The 18,832-nt window shown below is 65.4% G+C and carries 23 protein-coding genes, 2 pseudogenes and 1 riboswitch; of the genes and pseudogenes, 10 read left to right on the forward strand and 15 right to left on the reverse strand.

The window, feature by feature from the left end; translation table 11 throughout:
* Window positions 1–38: 38 nt before the first annotated feature.
* Together E4P29_RS13485 and E4P29_RS13490 are read right to left on the reverse strand one after the other, a co-directional pair.
* Window positions 39–350 (reverse strand): PE family protein, encoded by a 312-nt coding sequence (locus tag E4P29_RS13485; RefSeq protein WP_135045356.1) that lies wholly within the window; start codon window positions 348–350, stop codon window positions 39–41.
* 88 nt (window positions 351–438) lie between these two features.
* Window positions 439–1,005: a histidine phosphatase family protein gene (locus E4P29_RS13490; protein ID WP_245154306.1), complete on the reverse strand. Its 567-nt coding sequence runs from the start codon at window positions 1,003–1,005 to the stop codon at window positions 439–441.
* Between the two features lie 64 nt (window positions 1,006–1,069).
* Window positions 1,070–1,204, forward strand: a riboswitch (cobalamin riboswitch).
* Window positions 1,205–1,254: 50 nt separating this feature from the next.
* Here E4P29_RS13490 and E4P29_RS13495 point away from each other — a divergent pair.
* The gene (locus tag E4P29_RS13495) at window positions 1,255–1,449 is read left to right on the forward strand and encodes a CbtB domain-containing protein (protein WP_027494840.1); all 195 of its coding nucleotides are present in this window, start codon (window positions 1,255–1,257) and stop codon (window positions 1,447–1,449) included.
* Window positions 1,440–2,210, forward strand: a complete 771-nt coding sequence (locus E4P29_RS13500; protein ID WP_135045358.1) for a CbtA family protein — start codon at window positions 1,440–1,442, stop codon at window positions 2,208–2,210. Before E4P29_RS13495 ends, E4P29_RS13500 begins: the two co-directional genes overlap by 10 nt.
* Window positions 2,211–2,341: 131 nt before the next feature.
* Here E4P29_RS13500 and E4P29_RS13505 read toward each other — a convergent pair whose 3' ends face one another.
* The gene (locus E4P29_RS13505; protein ID WP_027494838.1) at window positions 2,342–2,674 is read right to left on the reverse strand and encodes a metallopeptidase family protein; all 333 of its coding nucleotides are present in this window, start codon (window positions 2,672–2,674) and stop codon (window positions 2,342–2,344) included.
* Window positions 2,675–2,687: 13 nt separating this feature from the next.
* On the reverse strand, window positions 2,688–3,770 hold the full coding sequence (locus tag E4P29_RS13510) for a septum formation family protein (protein ID WP_135045360.1): 1,083 nt from the start codon (window positions 3,768–3,770) through the stop codon (window positions 2,688–2,690).
* Between the two features lie 34 nt (window positions 3,771–3,804).
* Here E4P29_RS13510 and E4P29_RS13515 point away from each other — a divergent pair, with 34 nt between their 5' ends.
* On the forward strand, window positions 3,805–4,197 hold the full coding sequence (locus E4P29_RS13515) for an ankyrin repeat domain-containing protein (RefSeq protein ID WP_032366735.1): 393 nt from the start codon (window positions 3,805–3,807) through the stop codon (window positions 4,195–4,197).
* Window positions 4,198–4,208: 11 nt separating this feature from the next.
* Complete coding sequence (gene serS / locus E4P29_RS13520) at window positions 4,209–5,462, forward strand: serine--tRNA ligase (protein WP_135045362.1); 1,254 nt, start codon at window positions 4,209–4,211, stop codon at window positions 5,460–5,462.
* 7 nt (window positions 5,463–5,469) lie between these two features.
* Here the strand turns inward: serS and E4P29_RS13525 are convergent, their stop codons facing one another.
* Entirely contained in the window at window positions 5,470–6,357 is an 888-nt protein-coding gene (locus E4P29_RS13525) for a hypothetical protein (protein ID WP_135045363.1), read from the reverse strand.
* A gap of 100 nt (window positions 6,358–6,457) precedes the next feature.
* Here E4P29_RS13525 and E4P29_RS13530 point away from each other — a divergent pair, with 100 nt between their 5' ends.
* The 3 genes from E4P29_RS13530 to E4P29_RS26340 are packed head-to-tail and all read left to right on the forward strand — an operon-like array spanning window position 6,458 to window position 7,692.
* Window positions 6,458–7,198: a lysophospholipid acyltransferase family protein gene (locus E4P29_RS13530; RefSeq protein ID WP_048319140.1), complete on the forward strand. Its 741-nt coding sequence runs from the start codon at window positions 6,458–6,460 to the stop codon at window positions 7,196–7,198.
* Window positions 7,199–7,207: 9 nt separating this feature from the next.
* Window positions 7,208–7,399, forward strand: a complete 192-nt coding sequence (locus tag E4P29_RS26335; protein WP_245154307.1) for a hypothetical protein — start codon at window positions 7,208–7,210, stop codon at window positions 7,397–7,399.
* A 26-nt stretch (window positions 7,400–7,425) separates the two neighbouring features.
* Window positions 7,426–7,692 (forward strand): GNAT family protein, encoded by a 267-nt coding sequence (locus E4P29_RS26340; RefSeq protein ID WP_245154308.1) that lies wholly within the window; start codon window positions 7,426–7,428, stop codon window positions 7,690–7,692.
* 9 nt (window positions 7,693–7,701) lie between these two features.
* On the opposite strand, the gene E4P29_RS13540 is transcribed toward E4P29_RS26340, so the two are convergent.
* Together E4P29_RS13540 and E4P29_RS13545 are read right to left on the reverse strand one after the other, a co-directional pair.
* The gene (locus E4P29_RS13540; protein WP_245154309.1) at window positions 7,702–9,117 is read right to left on the reverse strand and encodes a HAMP domain-containing sensor histidine kinase; all 1,416 of its coding nucleotides are present in this window, start codon (window positions 9,115–9,117) and stop codon (window positions 7,702–7,704) included.
* The gene (locus E4P29_RS13545) at window positions 9,114–9,797 is read right to left on the reverse strand and encodes a response regulator transcription factor (protein WP_135045365.1); all 684 of its coding nucleotides are present in this window, start codon (window positions 9,795–9,797) and stop codon (window positions 9,114–9,116) included. The genes E4P29_RS13540 and E4P29_RS13545 overlap by 4 nt, the downstream gene beginning before the upstream one ends.
* 127 nt (window positions 9,798–9,924) lie before the next feature.
* Between E4P29_RS13545 and E4P29_RS13550 the strand changes: the two genes are divergently transcribed.
* The gene (locus tag E4P29_RS13550; RefSeq protein ID WP_135045367.1) at window positions 9,925–10,635 is read left to right on the forward strand and encodes a collagen-like protein; all 711 of its coding nucleotides are present in this window, start codon (window positions 9,925–9,927) and stop codon (window positions 10,633–10,635) included.
* Window positions 10,636–10,719: 84 nt separating this feature from the next.
* On the opposite strand, the pseudogene E4P29_RS26345 reads toward E4P29_RS13550, so the two are convergent.
* A pseudogene (locus tag E4P29_RS26345) lies at window positions 10,720–11,176 on the reverse strand (HNH endonuclease); the annotation flags it as partial.
* A gap of 87 nt (window positions 11,177–11,263) precedes the next feature.
* Between E4P29_RS26345 and E4P29_RS26350 the strand changes: the two are divergent.
* Window positions 11,264–11,527 carry a hypothetical protein gene (locus E4P29_RS26350; protein WP_245154319.1) on the forward strand — a complete coding sequence of 88 codons (264 nt, stop codon included), beginning with the start codon at window positions 11,264–11,266 and terminating at the stop codon, window positions 11,525–11,527.
* Window positions 11,528–11,556: 29 nt separating this feature from the next.
* On the opposite strand, the gene E4P29_RS26355 is transcribed toward E4P29_RS26350, so the two are convergent.
* From E4P29_RS26355 to E4P29_RS13590, 6 genes and pseudogenes are all read right to left on the reverse strand, one after another.
* Entirely contained in the window at window positions 11,557–12,138 is a 582-nt protein-coding gene (locus E4P29_RS26355; protein ID WP_245154310.1) for a DUF222 domain-containing protein, read from the reverse strand.
* Window positions 12,139–12,277: 139 nt separating this feature from the next.
* Window positions 12,278–12,881 (reverse strand): annotated as a pseudogene (locus E4P29_RS13560) (DinB family protein).
* 5 nt (window positions 12,882–12,886) lie between these two features.
* A complete protein-coding gene (locus E4P29_RS13565; protein ID WP_135045369.1) occupies window positions 12,887–13,630 on the reverse strand; it encodes a CPBP family intramembrane glutamic endopeptidase in 744 nt (247 codons plus the stop codon).
* A gap of 19 nt (window positions 13,631–13,649) precedes the next feature.
* Window positions 13,650–14,921 (reverse strand): DUF3533 domain-containing protein, encoded by a 1,272-nt coding sequence (locus E4P29_RS13570; RefSeq protein ID WP_135045490.1) that lies wholly within the window; start codon window positions 14,919–14,921, stop codon window positions 13,650–13,652.
* A gap of 475 nt (window positions 14,922–15,396) precedes the next feature.
* Entirely contained in the window at window positions 15,397–15,909 is a 513-nt protein-coding gene (gene msrA / locus E4P29_RS13585; RefSeq protein ID WP_032392964.1) for a peptide-methionine (S)-S-oxide reductase MsrA, read from the reverse strand.
* Between the two features lie 55 nt (window positions 15,910–15,964).
* Window positions 15,965–16,996: an NADP-dependent oxidoreductase gene (locus tag E4P29_RS13590; RefSeq protein WP_135045371.1), complete on the reverse strand. Its 1,032-nt coding sequence runs from the start codon at window positions 16,994–16,996 to the stop codon at window positions 15,965–15,967.
* A 75-nt stretch (window positions 16,997–17,071) separates the two neighbouring features.
* On the opposite strand from E4P29_RS13590, the gene E4P29_RS13595 reads away from it, so the two are divergent.
* Complete coding sequence (locus E4P29_RS13595) at window positions 17,072–17,908, forward strand: Cof-type HAD-IIB family hydrolase (protein ID WP_027494821.1); 837 nt, start codon at window positions 17,072–17,074, stop codon at window positions 17,906–17,908.
* Window positions 17,909–17,923: 15 nt separating this feature from the next.
* Here the strand turns inward: E4P29_RS13595 and E4P29_RS13600 are convergent, their stop codons facing one another.
* Window positions 17,924–18,817, reverse strand: a complete 894-nt coding sequence (locus tag E4P29_RS13600; protein WP_135045373.1) for a M23 family metallopeptidase — start codon at window positions 18,815–18,817, stop codon at window positions 17,924–17,926.
* Between the last annotated feature and the right edge of the window lie 15 nt (window positions 18,818–18,832).

Raw genomic sequence — 18,832 nt, forward strand, 5'->3', positions numbered from 1 at the left:
CGTGTCGTATTCGAAACCGCTGCCGGTCGATGTGTGCGTCAGATACCGGCGAGCCCCGGCAGGCCCCCGGCGGTGTCGTCGTCGGTGGTCAGGTAGTCCGCGGCCTGCTTGCGTAGTTCCTCGGCGGCCCGGTGTAGCTCCGAAATGCCCTGAGCTGCAGCAGGACCGAAGGTATCGGCCGCGGTGGCGAAGAAGCTGTCGGTCAAGAGCGACACCTCGTCGGTGCCGGGCGGTAACGGCCGAACAGGAAGTGCCGTTGCGGTGACGGCGGCCTGCAATCGGGCAGCGACCGCATCGAGTTCCGAGGCAGCGAGCTGCAGAGCCACCGGATCGACTTTGATGACGGTCATGAGCACGCTCCCTGCGATCGACGAACTGGGCTGTCGGTAGGTAGGACGCCGCCGTGCCCGGATCGGTTCCATCGATGCCGGAAAGAATTCAGAAAGACTTCTGTGCCACCGAATCGATCGTCCACAGCGAGCCTCGGCGATGGATCGAGGTGCGCGTCAACGGCGCGACGTCGACCCGCCAGAACGAGCCGACCGGTGCCGCCAGCACCAGCACGACCGCCGCCCTGATCACCGAGGGCGCGGTCACGGCCAGCGTGCGGCCCGGCGTCGAACCGACCTCATCGAGCCACGTCCGGACGCGAGCAAACAACGCCTCCAGAGATTCACCGCCCGGTGGTGTGAATGCCGGGTCGCCGAGCCAGGCCATCGCGTCGGCGTCGGGCAGATCGGTCATCTCGAGACCGGCCCACCGGCCGTACGCGACGTCGGCCAACGCGGGTTCGACGGCGACATCGGTGCCGAAGATCTCGGCAGTGGATCGGGACCGCAGCTCCGGGCCGGACACCACTCGGTCCGCACGCGGAAAGTCGGTCACCTCGGTCAGTGCGCGCACACCCGCTTCGTCGAGTGGCTCGTCGGCAGGAAAGCGGCCCGAGCGCATTGCATCGGTCCTGGCGTGGCTCACCAACATCAGGCGGGTCGCAGGCTCTGTCACCGCGCCATTGTGGCATCGGACGGTGTTCTTTCGAGGACAGTGATTGACACAGAGTCGAACGCGGTGCCACAGTGCGCAGGTAAGACGCGATGTACGCAGGTAATCCGGTGAAAATCCGGAACGGTTGCGCCACTGTGATCGACGTCGGGCAGATGTCCGAATTCGAGAGCCAGAAAACTCGTACATCGCATGGCCGTCCCTTCATCTTCGAAGGGACTACGGGACGCACAATCCCAGGAGGACACCCCTATGGCAATACTTCATGCACCCAGTAACACGACGGAATCGGCGGCACTGGCCGTCATCGTCGCCGCGACGATACTGCTCGCGTTCGTCGTGCTCTACCTCGTCGGATTCGACCAAGGCGCGATCTCTCGCAGTGGCATGTACATGCACGAACTCATGCACGACGGCCGCCACCTGCTGGGCCTGCCATGCCACTGACCGGGACATTCGTTCAACTGCTGGTGCGAGGTCTGCTCGCCGGTCTCGTTGCGGGACTGCTCGCCGGCGGAGTTGCCTTCGTCCTCGGTGAACCGCACGTCGATTCGGCCATCTCCATCGAAGAAGCAGCGGGCGAGGCACACCACGCCGACTCCGATGCGCCTGCTGCGCACTCGCACGGAGACGAGGACGCCCTCGTCAGTCGCGACGGCCAACGCGTCGGACTGTTCCTCGCCACCGGACTCGCCGGACTCGCACTCGGCGCGATCTTCGCGTCGGTACTGCACTATGCCCGACGGTTCAGCTCGCTTCCGGGCTCGATCCTCGCACTCCTCGGAGCCGGGGTCGGATGGCTGGCAATAGAAGCAGTGCCGTTCTTCAAGTACCCGGCCAACCCACCGGCCGTCGGGGACCCGGAGACGATCACCCAGCGCACGTGGCTGTGGTTGGCGTCGGTCATTCTCGGTCTGCTGGCTGTCGGCGTCGCAATCTACGTGGCGAAGGCGGTGGCGTCCCAGTCGTCGCCAGCAGTCCGTGTCGGTGCTCCGACGGTGGCGTTCCTGGTGATCGTCGGCATCGGCTACGCACTGCTGCCGGGCGTCAACGAAGTGGGTTCGGATTTCCCGGCAACACTGCTGTGGGAATTCCGACTCTCGTCACTGGCCACGCAGGCAACCTTGTGGCTGGCTCTGGGACTGGGCTTCTCGTTCCTCACCGATCGCGCAATGCGTCCGGTTCGCCGAGAGGCAGTTGCGGCTTAACCCTGTTTTGCCCGCCTCCAGGTTGGGATCAATGCGCCTTTGTTGCAGTCTGACCGACTGAAACCCACATTGATCCCAACCGGGGGTGGCATTACGGGGGTGGGGGGTGGCGTTCCGGGGGGCGAGTGCGATCAGCCGAATCCCAGTTGATGCAGGCGTTCGTCGTCGATGCCGAAGTGATGGCCGATTTCGTGCGCGACGGTGATGGCGATTTCGCGTCGAGCCTCGTGTTCGTCGTCGACCATGTCGAGGATCGGTTTGCGGTAGATCGTGATGACGTCGGGCAAGTGGCCGCTGTATTCGTAGCGTTCGGTCAACGCGATGCCCTCGTACAACCCGAGGATGTCCTCGGTGGGGTGTTCCTCCTCGACGAGGACGACCACGTTGTTCATGAAGTCGGTGAGTTCTCGCGGCAGGGTGTCGAGAGCGTCCGACACTGCTTCCTCGAAGTCGACGCGGGTCATGTGGGTGGGGATGTCAGCCTCCGGTGGTGATCGGAGCGGCACCGGGCAGAGGAGTCGGGAGCGCGCGGCCGTCGGGGGCTGCGGGAGGCGGCACGGGCGCTGCACCGTTGATGAGGATGTCGCCCTTCGCACTGCCGACGATGGTCGCGAATCCACCGGAGTCGAGTTCCTTGCCCACCGAGCAAGTCACCTGACGGCTACCGGCGAGCCAGCTCGAGACGTCGATGGTGTCCCAGAACAGCGTCAGCGTCTTGTCCCGCAAGGCGTTCTCCGAGCCGAGGTACCCGTTGACGGCGTCGGTGCAGGTCTGCTCCAGATATGCGTCCTGGTCGCCTTCCGACGGGTGATCGCCGGGGAACTGTTGCGTGAGGTTGATCACCGAGGCCACCTCGAACGCGTGAGGAGTCGAGCATTCCACCGGGTCGGCAGGCACGTTCTGGTTGATTCCGATGCACGTGCCCGTCGGCCACACCTTGGACTGGTCCTGCTCGAGGATCGAGCCGGTCATCTCGAGCAGCGCACCGGTGTTCGACGGCATCTGCACCCCGCACCGCAGCGTGCGCTCGCCCTTGGCCCATCCGGCCTGGCTGGGAAACATCAGGCCGACGCCGTAGCGGCCGTTCGGGTCGAACTTGGCACCGACGTAGCCGTCGACGGCGGCGTTGCAGTGCTCGTCGCGCAGTTCACCGAAACGAATTGCTCCCGGATACGGCGCTCCGGGGCCGAATTCCATGCCGGGGTAGACACTCATGTCGATGTCGCGGGCCACCTCGAAGCGGTGGGCGTCGGCACACGGCACTTCGGTGAGGTCCTGACGATCGGTCTCGGGATCGTCGGTGGGCGTCCACTGCAGGCACACGCCCGGGTCGGCGGCACCGAAGGACTTCGCGGACACCGGGCCTGCGGTGGCGGGGCCACTGGCCGTCGAATGCGTGGTGATCTTCTCGGGAGTCGAGAATCCGCCGGACAGGAACACCGTTGCCCCCGCAGCCAGGACTGCACCGACGGCCACCATGGCGAGGCCGCGTCGAGCAGTGGTGGCCGAGAGAGTTCTCCGACTCTCGCTCGTCGTGGGGTCTGGTTCTGTAGCGGACATCGCCCTCCATCATGCCCGAGTATGTTCGGTCGACATGAGCGACCCAACGGGTGACGACGACCTCAGTGAGCTGGCCGGTCGACTGTTCGCAATGGCACGTACCGGTGACGCCGTCGGTCTGGCGAGTTACGTCGACGCCGGAGTTCCGGTGAATCTGCACAACGAGTCGGGGGACACCCTGCTGATGTTGGCCGCGTATCACGGCCACGCCGATGCGGTACGGGTGCTGGTCGAACGCGGTGCCGATGTGAACAAGGCCAACGACAAGGGTCAGAGCCCACTCGCGGGTGCCGTGTTCAAGGGCGAGGACGAGGTGGTGCGGCTGCTCGTCGACGGCGGAGCCGACCCACACGGTGGCCACCCGTCGGCGATCGACGCAGCCACGATGTTCGGACGCGAGGATTACCTGGGCTTGCTCGGCAAGTAAGGTTTGCACTCGTGATCGACCTGAAATTGCTTCGCGAGAACCCCGACGCAGTGCGCGCCTCGCAGCGCACCCGAGGCGAGGACCCCGCTCTCGTCGACGCTCTTCTGGACGCCGACGCCTCTCGCCGCGCCGCTGTGCTGGCCGGGGATCAGCTGCGTGCCGAGCAGAAGACGCTGGGCAAGAAGGTCGGCAAGGCTTCGGCCGAGGACCGTCCCGCGCTGCTCGCCGGGGCATCGGAACTGGCCGCCAAGGTCAAGGCAGCGCAGGCAGCCGAGGCCGAGGCCGACGCAGCTCTCGACACGGCTCACCGGGCGATCTCCAACATCGTCGAGGAGGGAACGCCCGCGGGTGGCGAGGACGACTTCGTGCTGCTCGAGACCGTCGGCGAGATCCCCGAATTCGACTTCGAGCCGAAGGACCACCTCGAACTCGGCGAATCGCTGAACCTGATCGACATGGAACGCGGAGCCAAGGTGTCGGGCTCACGCTTCTACTTCATGACCGGCTACGGCGCGTTGCTGCAGCAGGGGCTGCTTCAGCTCGCCGCGCAGAAGGCCGTCAAGAACGGCTTCACGATGATGATCCCGCCGGTGCTCGTGCGGCCGGAGATCATGTCGGGAACCGGCTTCCTCGGCGCACACGCAGACGAGATCTACCGCCTCGAAGCCGACGACCTGTACCTCGTCGGAACCTCCGAAGTTGCTCTCGCGGGCTACCACTCGGGCGAGATCATCGACCTCGCCGACGGCCCGAAGCGCTACGCCGGCTGGTCGTCGTGCTTCCGTCGTGAAGCAGGCAGTTACGGCAAGGACACCCGCGGCATCATGCGCGTCCATCAGTTCGACAAGATCGAGATGTTCTCGTACATCAAGCCCGAGGACGCGGCGGCCGAGCATCGGAAGCTGCTGCAGTACGAGAAGGAAATGCTCGCCGCAGTCGAACTGCCCTACCGTGTCATCGACACCGCAGGCGGAGACCTCGGGTCCTCGGCCGCGCGCAAATTCGACTGCGAAGCATGGGTCCCCACGCAGAAGGCCTACCGCGAGCTCACCTCGACCTCGAACTGCACGACATTCCAGGCCCGACGCCTCGGTGTGCGATACCGCGACGAGAACGGCAAGCCTCAGACCGCCGCAACCCTCAACGGCACCCTCGCCACCACGCGGTGGATCGTGGCGATCCTCGAAAACCACCAGCAGGCCGACGGCACCGTCCGGGTCCCCGAGGCCCTCGTGCCTTTCGTCGGAACCGATGTCCTGAAGTAATTCTCGATCAGGCGATGTCGCCGATGCAGTAGCCCTCGCCGCCTATCGCCAGCAGGAACGTGCGGTTCTGGTACGCCCCCGAGGAGTCGATGACGTCCGCATTGACCTGTGTGTAGACCCCGTTCTGGGCCGTCACGAACACGCTTTCGGGATCGAACGAGGTGATGCTCGGCAGGATTGCCGGGTTGTCGGCCAGAGGTGGGGCAGTGGGAGACCCGGTGCCGTTCGGATCCCACGTGCCGCGGCTGTCGCACACCAACGGGTAGGTCTCCTCGACGTCGCCCCGATTGACGGGGATACCGGCGATGCGTCCCAGATAGCGATCGACGGTGTACACCGCGTCCGTCGCGTCGAACACCGGTGTCGTGCCCGTGGGATAGACGTTGGGGCAGGCGTAGCCGGACGCGATCTCGCTGCGCTTGATGGCGACCGTTGCGGTGGGTCCGGTCCACGTCACCGCGTATTGACCGTCGACCGCGGGAGCCGCGACCGCAGCGAGGATGGCGCCGGTGTCGAAATACATCGTCGGAATGTCGGTCGGCGGCACAGTCCAGCACCTCGCGGTGACGACACCTATTCCGCCGCCGGTGAGATCGTTGACGAACGGCCGTAGCGCTGACGCGGCCGCAGGATTTCCGGGGGCTTCGCCGACGGGCGGACCTGGTGGGATGGGCGGCGGTGCCGGGGTGGTGGCCGTGGGCTCTGGGGTGCTCGGCTCGGCGGCATTCGCCGACTCGGCGGTGGACTCGGCACTGCCGCTGGACGGGGCTGCGGCCTGATCGGATGGGATCCCGACCGTGGAATCGCAGGCACCGACCAGCGCAATCATTGCGATCAGCGGCAGCGCGGTTCGGCCGACTCGGCTGCGCCGCGGTGAAGCCGCTCTGTTCTTCACGTGAATTCTCTCCCCCGTAGCTTCTCGAACTGCGCACGACCCGACCGCGCTCCTGGCCGGACCTTTCTCCGACCCCGTCCACCGACTACGCTAACCGACTGTGGAACCCGTCTACCGATCAGTCATCGGCATCGCACGCACAGTGTTCGCGTTCGAGGGCCTGAAGTTCGAGGTAGAGGGCGAGGACAACATCCCGGCTACCGGTGGCGCGGTCATCGCCGTCAACCACACCGGATACATGGACTTCACCTACGCCGGGCTGCCGCCGCGGCGAGTGAAGCGATACATCCGCTTCATGGCCAAGAAGGAAGTCTTCGACAACAAGATCTCCGGCCCCATCATGCGTGCGCTCAAGCACATCCCCGTCGACCGCGGTGCCGGTGCGCAGTCGTACAAGGCGGCCGTCGACAGTCTGCGCAAGGGCGAACTCGTCGGCGTGTATCCCGAAGCCACCATCAGCCGGAGCTTCGAGATCAAGGAATTCAAATCCGGTGCTGCTCGGATGGCCATCGAGGCCGGCGTCCCCATCATCCCGACGGTCATCTGGGGCGCACAGCGCGTGTGGACCAAGGGCTACCCGAAGCGATTGGGCCGCACCAACACTCCGATCTCCATTGCCGTGGGTGAACCGATCGCGCCGGTCGGGCCGCCGAACGAACTGACCGACAAGCTGCGGTCGGTCATGCAGAAGATGCTGCTCGAGCTTCAGGAGGGCTACCACCACGAGCCCGGCGCGTACTGGGTTCCGGCCCGACTCGGCGGCAGCGCCCCGACCCTGGAGGAAGCCGACAAGCTCGACGCCCAGGATCTGGCGGCACGCGCAGCCAAGCGCGTCGAGTAGTCGGCGGGCATGAACCTCCGCGGTGAACGGGTCGTGTTGCGGCCGATCACCGCCGAGGACGTGCCGGAGCTACGCCGAATACTGCACACCCCCGAGGTGCATGCGCGGTGGGGTGACGAGGACGCCGACGAGAACTGGCCGTTCGACAACCCTGAAGAGACTCGCCTGGTTGTCGAATTGGGCTCCGCAACAGTGGTTTGATTCAATACGGCGAAGAGACCGACCCGATGTACCGGCACGCGTCGATCGACATCTTCCTCGATCCGGCGGTGCACGGTCGCGGCATCGGGAAGGACGCGGTAGGCACGCTGGTGCGGTACCTCACTGTCGATCTCGGTCATCACCGCCTGGTGATCGATCCGGCCGCCGACAACGCGGTAGCGATAGCCTGTTACAGCGCAGTCGGTTTCGAGCCTGTCGGGATCATGCGCAAGTACGAGAAGGGACCGGACGGCTGGCACGACAGTCTGCTGATGGACCTGATCGTCGAATAGCTGACATGTTCACGCGTTCGGGGGGAGAGTCAGGCGGAAACGTGCCCCCGAAGGCCCTGCGAGGCAGACGAGTTCGCCGCCGTGGGCGCGCGCCAGTGTCCGAGCGATCGACAGCCCCAGTCCGACGCCACCGGACGCTCGGTCACGGGCAGAGTTCAGCCTGACGAGTCGCTCGAAGATGCGCTCACGGTCTGCCTCTGCGACACCCGGTCCTTCGTCGTCCACGATGATGAATGCGCGGGTGTCCCGGCCGACCGCTACCCGAATCGTGCCGCCGGACGGGGTGAAGCGACCGGCATTGTCGAGCACGTTCGACAGGATCTGTTCGATGCGTCCGACGTCCACTCGAACCGGAACCGGTTGCGCCGCATCGACATCGAACCGAATGTCCGGCATCAGCAGAGCTGCTCGCTCCACTGTGCGGCGGGTGATCTCGACGAGATCGATATCGGTTGCATCGAGATCCGACGTGCTCTCCGCACGAACGGAATCGAGCATGTCGCCCACCAATCGTGACGCCCTGCTCGATTCCCCGACCAGCAACTCGCTCCAGCGCGCGACTCGATCAGGACGATGCTCGGCATCGCGCTGCAGCGACTGCGCCAGTGCCGATATACCCGCGACCGGAGTGCGCAGCTCGTGTGCGGCGTCGGCCAGAAAGCGCCGCATGTCCTCCTCGGCGAGCCTGGCCGTGCGTGCGGCCGAGGCCTCGCGTCGTTCGGCGTCCTCGAGGGCGTCGAGCATCTCGTCCACGGCAGAGGCCGTGCGGCCGAGGTCGGTGTTCGGTTTGGTGGGAAGAAGTCGTCTACCCCTGTCGCCATTCGTGATTCGACGTGCGACCGATGTCATCGAGTCCAGCGGGGACAGTGCTCGCCGCACGGCAAAGGTCAGTGCAGCGGCGGCCAGCAACAACGTGACAGCACCTGCCCCCAGCATCAGAATGCGAAGTTGTCGCCGAACATCGGCGATGGCGGTGGTATCGCCGAGCAGAGACAGCGTCGAACCGTCGGGCAACGGTTCGGTGACCTCGAACGAATCGGACGGCAGCGCAGGAGGATCGGGCGGACCGGGAGGGCTGGGAGCCCTCGACTGGCCCGCAGGCGGAGCCGGGTTGGCAGGCCGGATGTCCGGCTCGGGTGGTCCACTGCCGGGAGCGCCGTACACCGTGCCGTCCGCGGCCGTGACGCGAACTCTGATGGCGTCACCCTGCAGGGCCTGCACCAGATCCTCGGATCCGACGCCGCTCTGCACGAGCTCGACAGCCCGAGTGGCCCGGTCCGACAACCGCGCTTCCAGGTCACGCCGAAGCTGCTGACCGAGAACGACATCCACGGACGAGCCGACAATCACCAGTAGAGCCGCGAACAACACGACGACGGTGGCGACCACCCGCATCCGGAGCGAGGGGGTGGGCGTGCGCTTCACTGCGGAGCCCGCAATGCATAACCCAGGCCGCGGACGGTATGGATCAACCGCGGCCCATGCGCTTCCATCTTGCGACGCAACGCACTGATGTGAACTTCCACCAGGTTCCCGTCGTACGCGCCGTAGCCCCAGACCGATTCGAGGATGGAGGTTTTGGAGACTGTGCGGCCGCGCTGCGCGACGAGAAACGTGGCCAAGCGGAGCTCGGTCGCCGTCAGATCGAGAACCTGACCCGCCCGAGTGACCACTCCGGCGGGCTCGTCGACCAGGAGATCACCGACCTGGACCGCGTCGGAAGAACGACCGCGGCGGCGCAATACGGATCTAGCGCGGGCAACTACCTCGTCGAGTTGGAAAGGCTTGACCACATAGTCGTCGGCACCATCGCCGAGCCCGCGCAACCGGTCGGCCAGCTGGTCTTTCGCAGTGACCATGATGATGCCCGCATCGCTGCTCTGCCGGACGACGCCGATGAGATCGAAACCGTCTCGCGCACCGGGAAGCATGATGTCGAGGATCACCACATCGGGACGAAAGCCGGCCATCGTGGTCTCGAAGTCGTCGCCGTCGGGCAGGGACACGGCGGTGAATCCCGCGTCCTCGAACGCCGCGAGCAGCGCTTCCCTGATGGGCAGCGAATCCTCCACCACCATCACCCGGGGAGCGGAACTGTATGTCATCCCTCGATTGTCACCCACCAGCTGAAGTGATCCTGAAGATGCGCCCAGCTTCAGGGTGACTTCAGCTAACGGCGGCAGTGTCGGTGACAGACCGAAACGAACGACGCAGTCCGAACAAGGAGTGAACGTGAACGATCAGACCCAACCGATTCCCGCCGCATCGAACCCCGAGCCCACCCCGAGCGCCCAGGCAACTCGGGAGAACAAGCCCAAGCGGTGGAAGGGACGGGTGCCGCTCGCAGCGACCGCAGCAGCCGGACTTGCCCTAGGAGCCCTGGTGACCGCGGCGGTGTTCGCAGCAACCGGACCCGACGTCTCGCCAGGCGTGTCCACCGTGGCGTCCTCATCTGCCCTCGGGCAGCGAACCGACGGTGGTGGCGTTGTGGATGCATCGGAGGTGCCTGCGGCTCCCGATTCCGGTGACGGATCGACGGTTCCCGCGGTTCCGACCCCACCGGGTGATGGCGCAACACCACCGGCACCGGGTGACGGCGCAACGCCGCCTGCCCCGCCCGCGGGTGGTCCGGGCAAGGGCGGACCGGCCGATGGTGGTCCGGGTAAGGGTGGGCCGGGCGCAGGTGGCCCCGGTGGTGCTGTGTGCGCTCCGGCCGATGGTGCGACGCCTCCTGCGCCGCCGGCTCCGGCCGATGGCGCGACTCCGCCCGCGCCGCCTGCTCCCGCTGACGGTGCGACGCCTCCTGCGCCGCCGGCTCCGGCCGATGGCGCGACTCCGCCCGCGCCGCCTGCTCCCGCTGACGGTGCGACGCCTCCCGCGCCGCCTGCTCCCGCTGATGGTGCGACCCCTCCCGCTCCGCCGGTAGCTCCCTCGGGTTCCTGAGCCCAATCTCTTCCAGCCCCGCACCGTGTTCTCGGTGCGGGGCTGGTGTGTTTGTGTGGGGCTGGAGTGTGTTTTGCGTGGGGTTCAGGCGATGTGGGGGCCGGCTCGGGCGTGGGATTGTCGGGGTTGTCGGTAGGGGTCGACGGTGGCCGGTGGCACGAACCAGGGGTGCTGGTCGGCGGCGATGAACACTTCCCAATCGCTGTGGTGGATGAGTCGGTGGTGGAATCCGCAGAGTAGGACGAGGTTGTTCATGTCGGTGGGGCCGCCGTCGGCCCAGTGCCAGATGTGGTGGCCTTCGGTCCAGGCGGCGGGTTTTCCGCAGCCGGGGAACGCGCAGCCGTGATCGCGGGCAGTCAACGCGCGTTTCTGTTTCGCGGTGACGGTGCGTGCGGTGCGGGCGAGGTTGAGTGGGTTGCCGTTCTCGTCCATGACGATGGCGGTGAGTAGGCAGTCGCAGGCGAGTTGGCGGGAGGTGTTGCGGGAGAGAGGGTCCCATCCACGGTAGCCATCCGACCGACGTGCCGTCACCGAACAGGTCACGATACGCACCGCGATTCGCGCCAGGGTCACGATCTACACCCTCACCGTCACTCCGGCTATCACCCTCGTTGCTGTCATCTCGTTCGTGTCGGTCGTGTCGGTCGTGTCGGTCGTGTCGGTCGGCGAAGTCGGGATCGGGTTCGGTTGTGGCGCGGGTCTTCTCGTCGTCCGTGATGTCGTTGTCGGCGTTCAGGTTGCCGCGGAGGTCGGTGAGGTCCTGCAACCGGATGTGCAGGTTGACGTGTGGCTTTTCGCCGCCTTCGGTGGGCCTGTTGCTGGAGGCGAGGTAGCGGTCGAGGATGTGCCCGAAGGCGTCGGCTCTGCGCTTGGCGGGACTGCGATCGTCTGAGGTGCCGTCGGCGGCGGGGTGGGGTTCGGTCAGGGGGAGAGTGCGGTGAGTAGCTTCTCGCCGGTGACGGCATCGAAGTCGCCTTTGAGCACCAGGCGCCCGTTCAGGGTTGTGGAGGCGAAGAGTTCGTTGCGGTCGGTGTCCTCGGCGGGTGGTTTGTCGTTGCCGAAGCTGTCCTGCAACCTGGTGATGGCTGCGCGGATGCGGCTGGTGCGGGCTTCGGGTCCGGTGGCGGCGGCGATCAGAGCTTTACGTGCGACATCGCGACCCTCTTGGGGGAGGTTCTTCGGGGGTGTTTCGGCGAAGGTGAGGATCAGGGCGGCGTGGTCGACGGACATGACGCCGGTGTTCACGGCGTCGGCGATGTCGGGGAAGTTCTTCATGCCGCGGGCGAGGGCGACGATCTTGTTGGCTTTGGACGGTGAGAGCAGGGTGGTGGAGGTGAGCCAGCCGGCGGGTCCGGGGAACCCGAGTTTCTCTCGGCTGACGCGGGTGTCGATGTCGGCGACAAGGGCAATCCGTCGTGCTTCGAGCAGTTGGATCCGGTGGGAGACCGCGGCGGCGTCGGCGAGGAGTTCTGCCTCGCTCAGTTGCCAGATCTCCGTTGTCATGGATCAAGTGTATCGAACGGGTGTTCGATGCGCAATGATGATCGAATCGAAAACTATTGCCATGCATAAGGATTCGTGAAGTCTAACCTGTCGGTGCTCTGTGATATCGGCCCGCCACGCAGTCGAACGAACTGGTAGGTCAATCCGTCGTATCGTCGGAAGAGCTTGGATCAGCTTCTTGCGCAACGGTTTCCAGCTCGGTTCGGTACTGTGCCCACCATGCTTCGTTGCCGTCGGCCATGTTCTCGTTGCCATGACGCATTCCGACGGTCTGGTCGATGAGTTCGCGCACGATGTCTTGCGTGCCCCGCGTGCCGGTTGGTTTCTGCAATCATCTGGACCAGGACTCGGTGCAGCGTCACTTCTTGCTTCTCCACCGGCCAGTGCAGGACGCGTCCGAACGAGTCGAGTTCGTGGGCGTCGATGGTCTTGTCGGAGTGTTCCCAGGCCTTTCGGTACAGAGCGACAATGGATTCCGACGATTCTTCGGCGGTGGCCCACATGTCGGAGTTAGGCCGGGCCGTGCCTTCTGCTTCCAATTTCGCGAAAGGAGCTGGGAATTCGCGACCGAATGTGAGGCCGAAGTAGCCGTATTCGACGATGGCGAGGTGCTTGACCAGCCCGAGGAGGTTGGTTCCGGTCGGCGTCATCGGTCGCCGCTTCTGGTATTCGGTGAGGCCGTCGAGTTTCCACAGCATGTTCTGGCGAGCGATCCGAAGGTATTGGTGCAGCTCGTCTTTCATGTCGTTCAGCTTGTCGATGCGTGCCATACGAGGGCTGCGGCCAGTGCGCCGAGTCCGTTGAGCGACCAGTGCAGGGCAATGGGCGCGATGAGACTTCCGCTGCGGCTGCGTAGCCACGTGAAGACGACCCCGGCGGCGGCGGTCGCGACGACAGCGAGTGCGATCCCGACGATCTGTCCGAACAACCCGCCACCGAGAAATCCGCTGAGCCCCACGTTTCCTGCGGTCAGGCCGAGCGAGGATGCAATGTGCCACAGACCGAAGAGCAGGGACCCTGCCGCGAAGACTCCGCGTGCGCCGTAGACGCGGCCCAACGTGCCGTGCAGTACCCCACGGAACGCGAGTTCTTCCGGAATGACCGTCTGCAGCGGGATGACGATCATCGAGGCGACCAGCGCCGCGGAGATGGTGGCGTAGCGATCGGCCATGAAGAAGGGCCGCGTCATCGGCAGCAAGGCACCGATGGCGATGACGGTCAGGACGATGCCGACGGCACCGAGTGCGTAGAGCGAACCCGTCTTCCACTGCTTCGGTGACAGTCCCAGCTCGGCCCATCCGAGTCCGCGACGGTTCGACAGGATCACCAGGAGAACCGCGGCGATCGGAACCGTCGCGATACTCGCCCACACCGTGGTGAAGTGTGCGATGAGGTTGGTGCCCACGAGCACGAGAACGACAATGGCGACGTCGAGGTAGGCGCGGACGGCCCGTCGGGGTGCCACGCTCCCGGCTGGATTGACGGCAAGCATTGGATCGAGTGTACCGGCGTCAGCTGATAACACTCGGAGAATCGAGGCTTCTGTCGAGGCCCTTGCGGTCGTAGAGCAGGGTGAACGCCAGGCCGAACACGAGCCCGATGAGTAACCCGAGAGACGTCATACCCACCGAGTGCAGCAGGCCGGCGTCAGGGGAGGCATTGAAATACAGGATCGAGCGAGTTCCGAGGAAGATCTGATGCATCGGCTCGAACTGCGCCAGCCACGTGAAGATCGGCGCGCTCGCCTCGAGGGGAATCGTGCCGCCCGAGGACGGCAGCGCCAGGATGATGAAGACGACCAAATTGATCAGCAACCCTGCTGTGCCGAACGCCGACATCACCGCGAGCGCTGTGAATCCGACGGCGGTGATCGCGAACGCGCCGTACATCCACAGGGTCCACGCGTGGGTGATTGGCATGCTCAGCAGATGGCTGATCAGTAGGTACAGGCCGGATACGAGCATGGCGAGAACGAACATCACCAGCCACTTGACCAACAGCGTCTGGAACCGGCTGATCCGGGTGGGTCCGCGGTGGATGTACTTCGGGCCGATTTCGGTCGGTGTGAACCCCAGCAGTCCGTCGACGAGCGTGCTGACAATGGTCGCACCGGTGAATCCCGCCAAGACCAACAGCAGCGCGTAGTAGAACGCTGACAGGCCACCGCCGGTACCGTCGGGCAGTGGATCGTGCTGGGCAACAATCACATTGATCGGCTGCGCCAACGTCAGTGCGCTCGCACCGGCCAGAGGTGTGTCGCCGAGCTGCTGGCGAACCTGATCGGTGATCTGTTCGCCTACGGTCTGATTCACCGACTCGAATGCAGGAGTGGCCACTCCGGTCACGAGCGACATCCCGAAGCTGCCCGCCCGCGGATTGGTGTAGACCGTGATGATGGGCTTCTCTATATCGCCGGGAATGATGCTGCCCTCGGCCAGGATTCCCATTCTCTTGGTGAAATCGCTGGGGATGACGATGGATCCGTAGACCTCGGCCGTCGACAGCAACGATTCGGCCTGCGCAGGGCCGACCTGGCGGAAAGCGACCTTCTCGGAGTCGACGTTCTGAATCAAACCGTCGACGATGTCGTTGCCGATATTGCGTTGCTCACCCGCGAGCGTGTCGCCCTCGTCCTGGTTGACGATCGCGATGGGCAGATCGTGCAAGTTGCCCCGCGGATCGAGAACGCCGCCCAGATACAGGGCCGCGAGGAACGACATCAACGCCGAGACGACAAGGATCGGAGCGAGCCAAAAACGAGGCGAACGAAGGACGTCGGCCATCGACCGAGGGGTTCTGTCGGAGGTCACCGGATCAGTGTCGCAAGTTCGGCTCCCATGTGCGCGGTAGTTCGACCCCTGCTACGACTTCGGAGTGGAACCTGCGGAACGACCGCTGGCCCCGTCGTTCTCATCGAGGGACCGGAAGAATGCACGCTCATCGAGGGACCGGAAGAATGCACGCCGGACGGTGGCGGCCAGGGCGGCCCGTCGTCGGTCATGGTCCGTCTCGGGCTCACTGCGGTCGGCGGTGTGAATGGTGGCCGCAGGAATTATTGGATTTCTGCGGCGAACACGGCATCGTCGCCGAGGTGGAGACGATGCCGTCCGCTCGAGTGAACGACGCTTTCGATCGGTTGGCCGCCAACGACGTTCGGTACAGATTCGTCCTCGATATGTCGGACCTCCGTGCCCCACCCATGTGAGTGGAACCTCGTAGCAGGCTACGAAGTTCCATGCACATGCGGCGCAGCCGCTCCTAGGCGGTTGCCCGACGCGGCAACTTCCAGTCGGGGCGAACCCAGTGGCAGGTGTAGCCCTCGGGGTACTTCTGCAGGTAGTCCTGGTGCTCCGGCTCTGCTTCCCAGAAATCTCCTGCCGGGGTCACCTCGGTAACGACCTTGCCCGGCCACAGGCCCGACGCGTCGACGTCGGCGATCGTGTCCTCGGCCACGCGCTTCTGCTCGTCGTTCAGGTAGAAGATGGCCGAGCGGTAGCTGGCTCCGATGTCGTTGCCCTGGCGATTCTTCGTGGTCGGGTCGTGAATCTGGAAGAAGAACTCCAGCAGATCCCGGTACGAGGTCTGGGTGGGGTCGTAGACGACCTCGAGGCCCTCGGCGTGGTTGCCGTGGTTGCGGTACGTCGCGTTGGGAACCTCGCCGCCGGTGTAGCCGACGCGAGTGGAGACCACCCCGGGCAGCTTGCGGACGAGCTCCTCGGCTCCCCAGAAGCATCCTCCGGCGAGAATGGCGGTTTCGGTGGCTGCAGACATGTGCTCTCCTAGTTCTCTATCGAGCGATACGTGGGGTTCAACGAACGAGGCGTCCTCATAATTCCGAATCGTGGGTGCGTTCGCCGACCTCGAGGACGAGCTTGCCGGTGTTGGCACCGTCGAACAACAGGTTCAGCGTGGATCCGAACGCCGTGATTCCGCCGATCTCGATCTGCTCGCGCGCGGTCATCTTGCCGCTGGTGAGCAGTTCCGACAGCGCGTCGACACCCTCCTGGTAGCGATCGAGATAGTCGAAGATGATGAACCCGGTCATCGATGCACGGTTTATCAGCAGGGACAGGTAGTGCGCGGGTCCGGGCTGCGGCTCGGTGGCGTTGTAGCCGGAGATGGCCCCGCACAACACCACTCGCGCACCCTTGCGTAGTCGCGAAAGCGCCGCATCGAGAATTTCGCCGCCCACATTGTCGAAGTAGACGTCGATGCCCTTCGGTGCGGCGGCCTTGAGGCCCTTGTACACCGACTCGTTCTTGTAGTCGATCGCCGCGTCGAAGCCGAGCTCCTCGGTGAGCCAAGCGCACTTCTCGGGTCCACCGGCGATCCCGATCACGGTGGCCCCCTTGGCCTTCGCGATCTGACCGGCAATGCTGCCGACGGCTCCGGCGGCCCCCGAGATGACGACGGTATCGCCCTCGGTCAGCTTGCCGACGTCCATCAACCCGAAGTACGCCGTCAATCCGGGGAAGCCGAGAGCTCCGAGCCACGTGGGTGCCGGCGCGATCGATTCGTCCACCTTCTGCACCCCCGACCCGTCCGAGATCGCATGCTCGGTGACGCCGAACGAGCCCGAAACGACCTCGCCGACAGCGTAATCCGGATGTCGGGACTCGAGGACGCGGCCGACGGCATGAGCACGCATCACCTCACCGATGCCGACGGGCGGCACGTACGAGCGCGCATCGTTGAGCCAGCCGCGCATTGCGGGATCGAGGGAGACGTAGTCGACGGTGACGACGAATTCGCCGTCGCCCGGGGTGGGAATGGGTTCCTCGGTGAGATCCCACGTCGAGTCGTCGGGGCGTCCCACCGGGCGCTGAGCCAACCGGATCTGACGGTTCACAGATGTCATCTACCGTTCCTTCCACATCGAAGACGTGCATGTCGAAAACAGTTCACTTCGACACTAGGGCAGAATGACGTCACGATGACCAACGCGCCGAACACCACCCGCCTCGCCCCTCGCCTCGTCGCCAGCGATGTCGACGGGACCCTGCTCGACCAGCACGAACGTGTCAGCGAACGCACCAAGCGTGCTGTCGCAGCCGTCGTAGCGGACGGAGTGCCGTTCGTGCTGTCCACCGGCAGGCCGCCGCGGTGGATCCACCCCGTCGTCGACGGTCTCGGATATGCGCCGATGTCGGTGTGCGCCAACGGTGCGGTCATCTACGACGCGGCCACCGATCGCGTCCTCAGCGCCGAGACCCTCGATGTCGAGACGTTGCAGTGGCTGGCCGACGTCGCGTACCGCGCGCTACCCGGCTGCGGTCTCGCGGCCGAGCGCGTCGGCCGATCGGCGCACGACGCGGCCACCCCGCAGTTCGTCAGCTCGCCCGGATACGAGCACGCGTGGCTCAACCCCGACAACGTCGAGATGTCCGAGGACGACGTCGTCGACGTCCCCGCGGTGAAGCTGCTGATCCGGCTCTCGGGATCGACCAGCGGTCACATGGCAAACATTCTCTCGCCGTTGATCTCCGGCCGCGCCGACCTGACGTTCTCCACCGACAACGGGCTCATCGAACTGTCGGCCCCGGGCGTCACGAAGGCGTCGGGCCTGGCCAAGGTCGCCGAGACCCTCTCCGTGGACGTCGCCGACATCGTCGCCTTCGGAGACATGCCGAACGACGTCCCGATGCTGTCGATGGTCGGCCTCGGTGTCGCCATGGGCAACGCGCATCCGGCCGCCGTCGCCGCCGCCGACGAAGTGACCGTCACCAACGCAGACGACGGAGTGGCACAGGTACTCGAACGCTGGTGGTGACGCGCCGGTCTCAGATCAGGGGCGGGCGACGCGTCGGCCCGGCCACATCCGGCCGGGAACGTCGCTGAACACCAGGCGTAGCGGACGGCCGTCGCGTTGCGCGTGAATGTGTAGGTGCGGTTCGGCGGAGTTGCCGGAATTTCCGACGACTCCCAGCAGTTGGCCGGCTTTCACGGCCTGCCCTGCGGTGACAGTGACGCTGCCCTTCTTCAGGTGCGCGATCAGGATCTCCTCCGAGCCGGCTCCCAGCACCACGTGATTGCCCGCCGGTTTCGCCGGGTTCAGCGCGCCGTCGTTCAGGCCGTCACCGCATCGGACGACCTCGGCGTCGACGGGGGAGTGCACGGGGGAACCGAATGCGTAGTAGTCCTCGTCGCGCCGAGCAAGAACTCCGCGATGCGACGAACCACGGCGATCGACCACGACGAGATCCAGTGCCGCGCGCTGCAGCGGTGCCACCCAATGATGGTTGAAGAACCTGCCCTCGCCTGCGGCCGCCTCCCACCGCCCGCCGCCTACCGGAAAGCGCAACCGGAGTGCCGTCGAATCACGCACGGCGAGGGCGCGGCTCGCGAGCGCCGCCGCTACTGCGCAGACGGCCAGCACCGCTCCGTACGAAAAACCCCGGGAGTCGAATCCGCCCGTCCAGTTGTCGATTCGCACTGCCGACACCGCATCCACCGCCACCAGCACCGCGCTGATCGGGACGTAGGGAATGCCGAATGTCGTCGCGGACGGTACCGCGAAGACGTACACGAACAGCCACGTCGCGAACATGAGAAGTAGCGATCCGACCCACTCGCCACCGGCCCGAGCTGTCCAACATCCGGCGACGGCCACGACGGCGACTACGAGCCACATCACGTCGGGAATCGAGGACAACAACAGCAGACGCGTCCGCGTAGACATGACTTCACGCTACCC

The organism is Rhodococcus sp. 1R11, assembly GCF_004563845.1.
Taxonomy (GTDB): domain Bacteria; phylum Actinomycetota; class Actinomycetes; order Mycobacteriales; family Mycobacteriaceae; genus Rhodococcoides.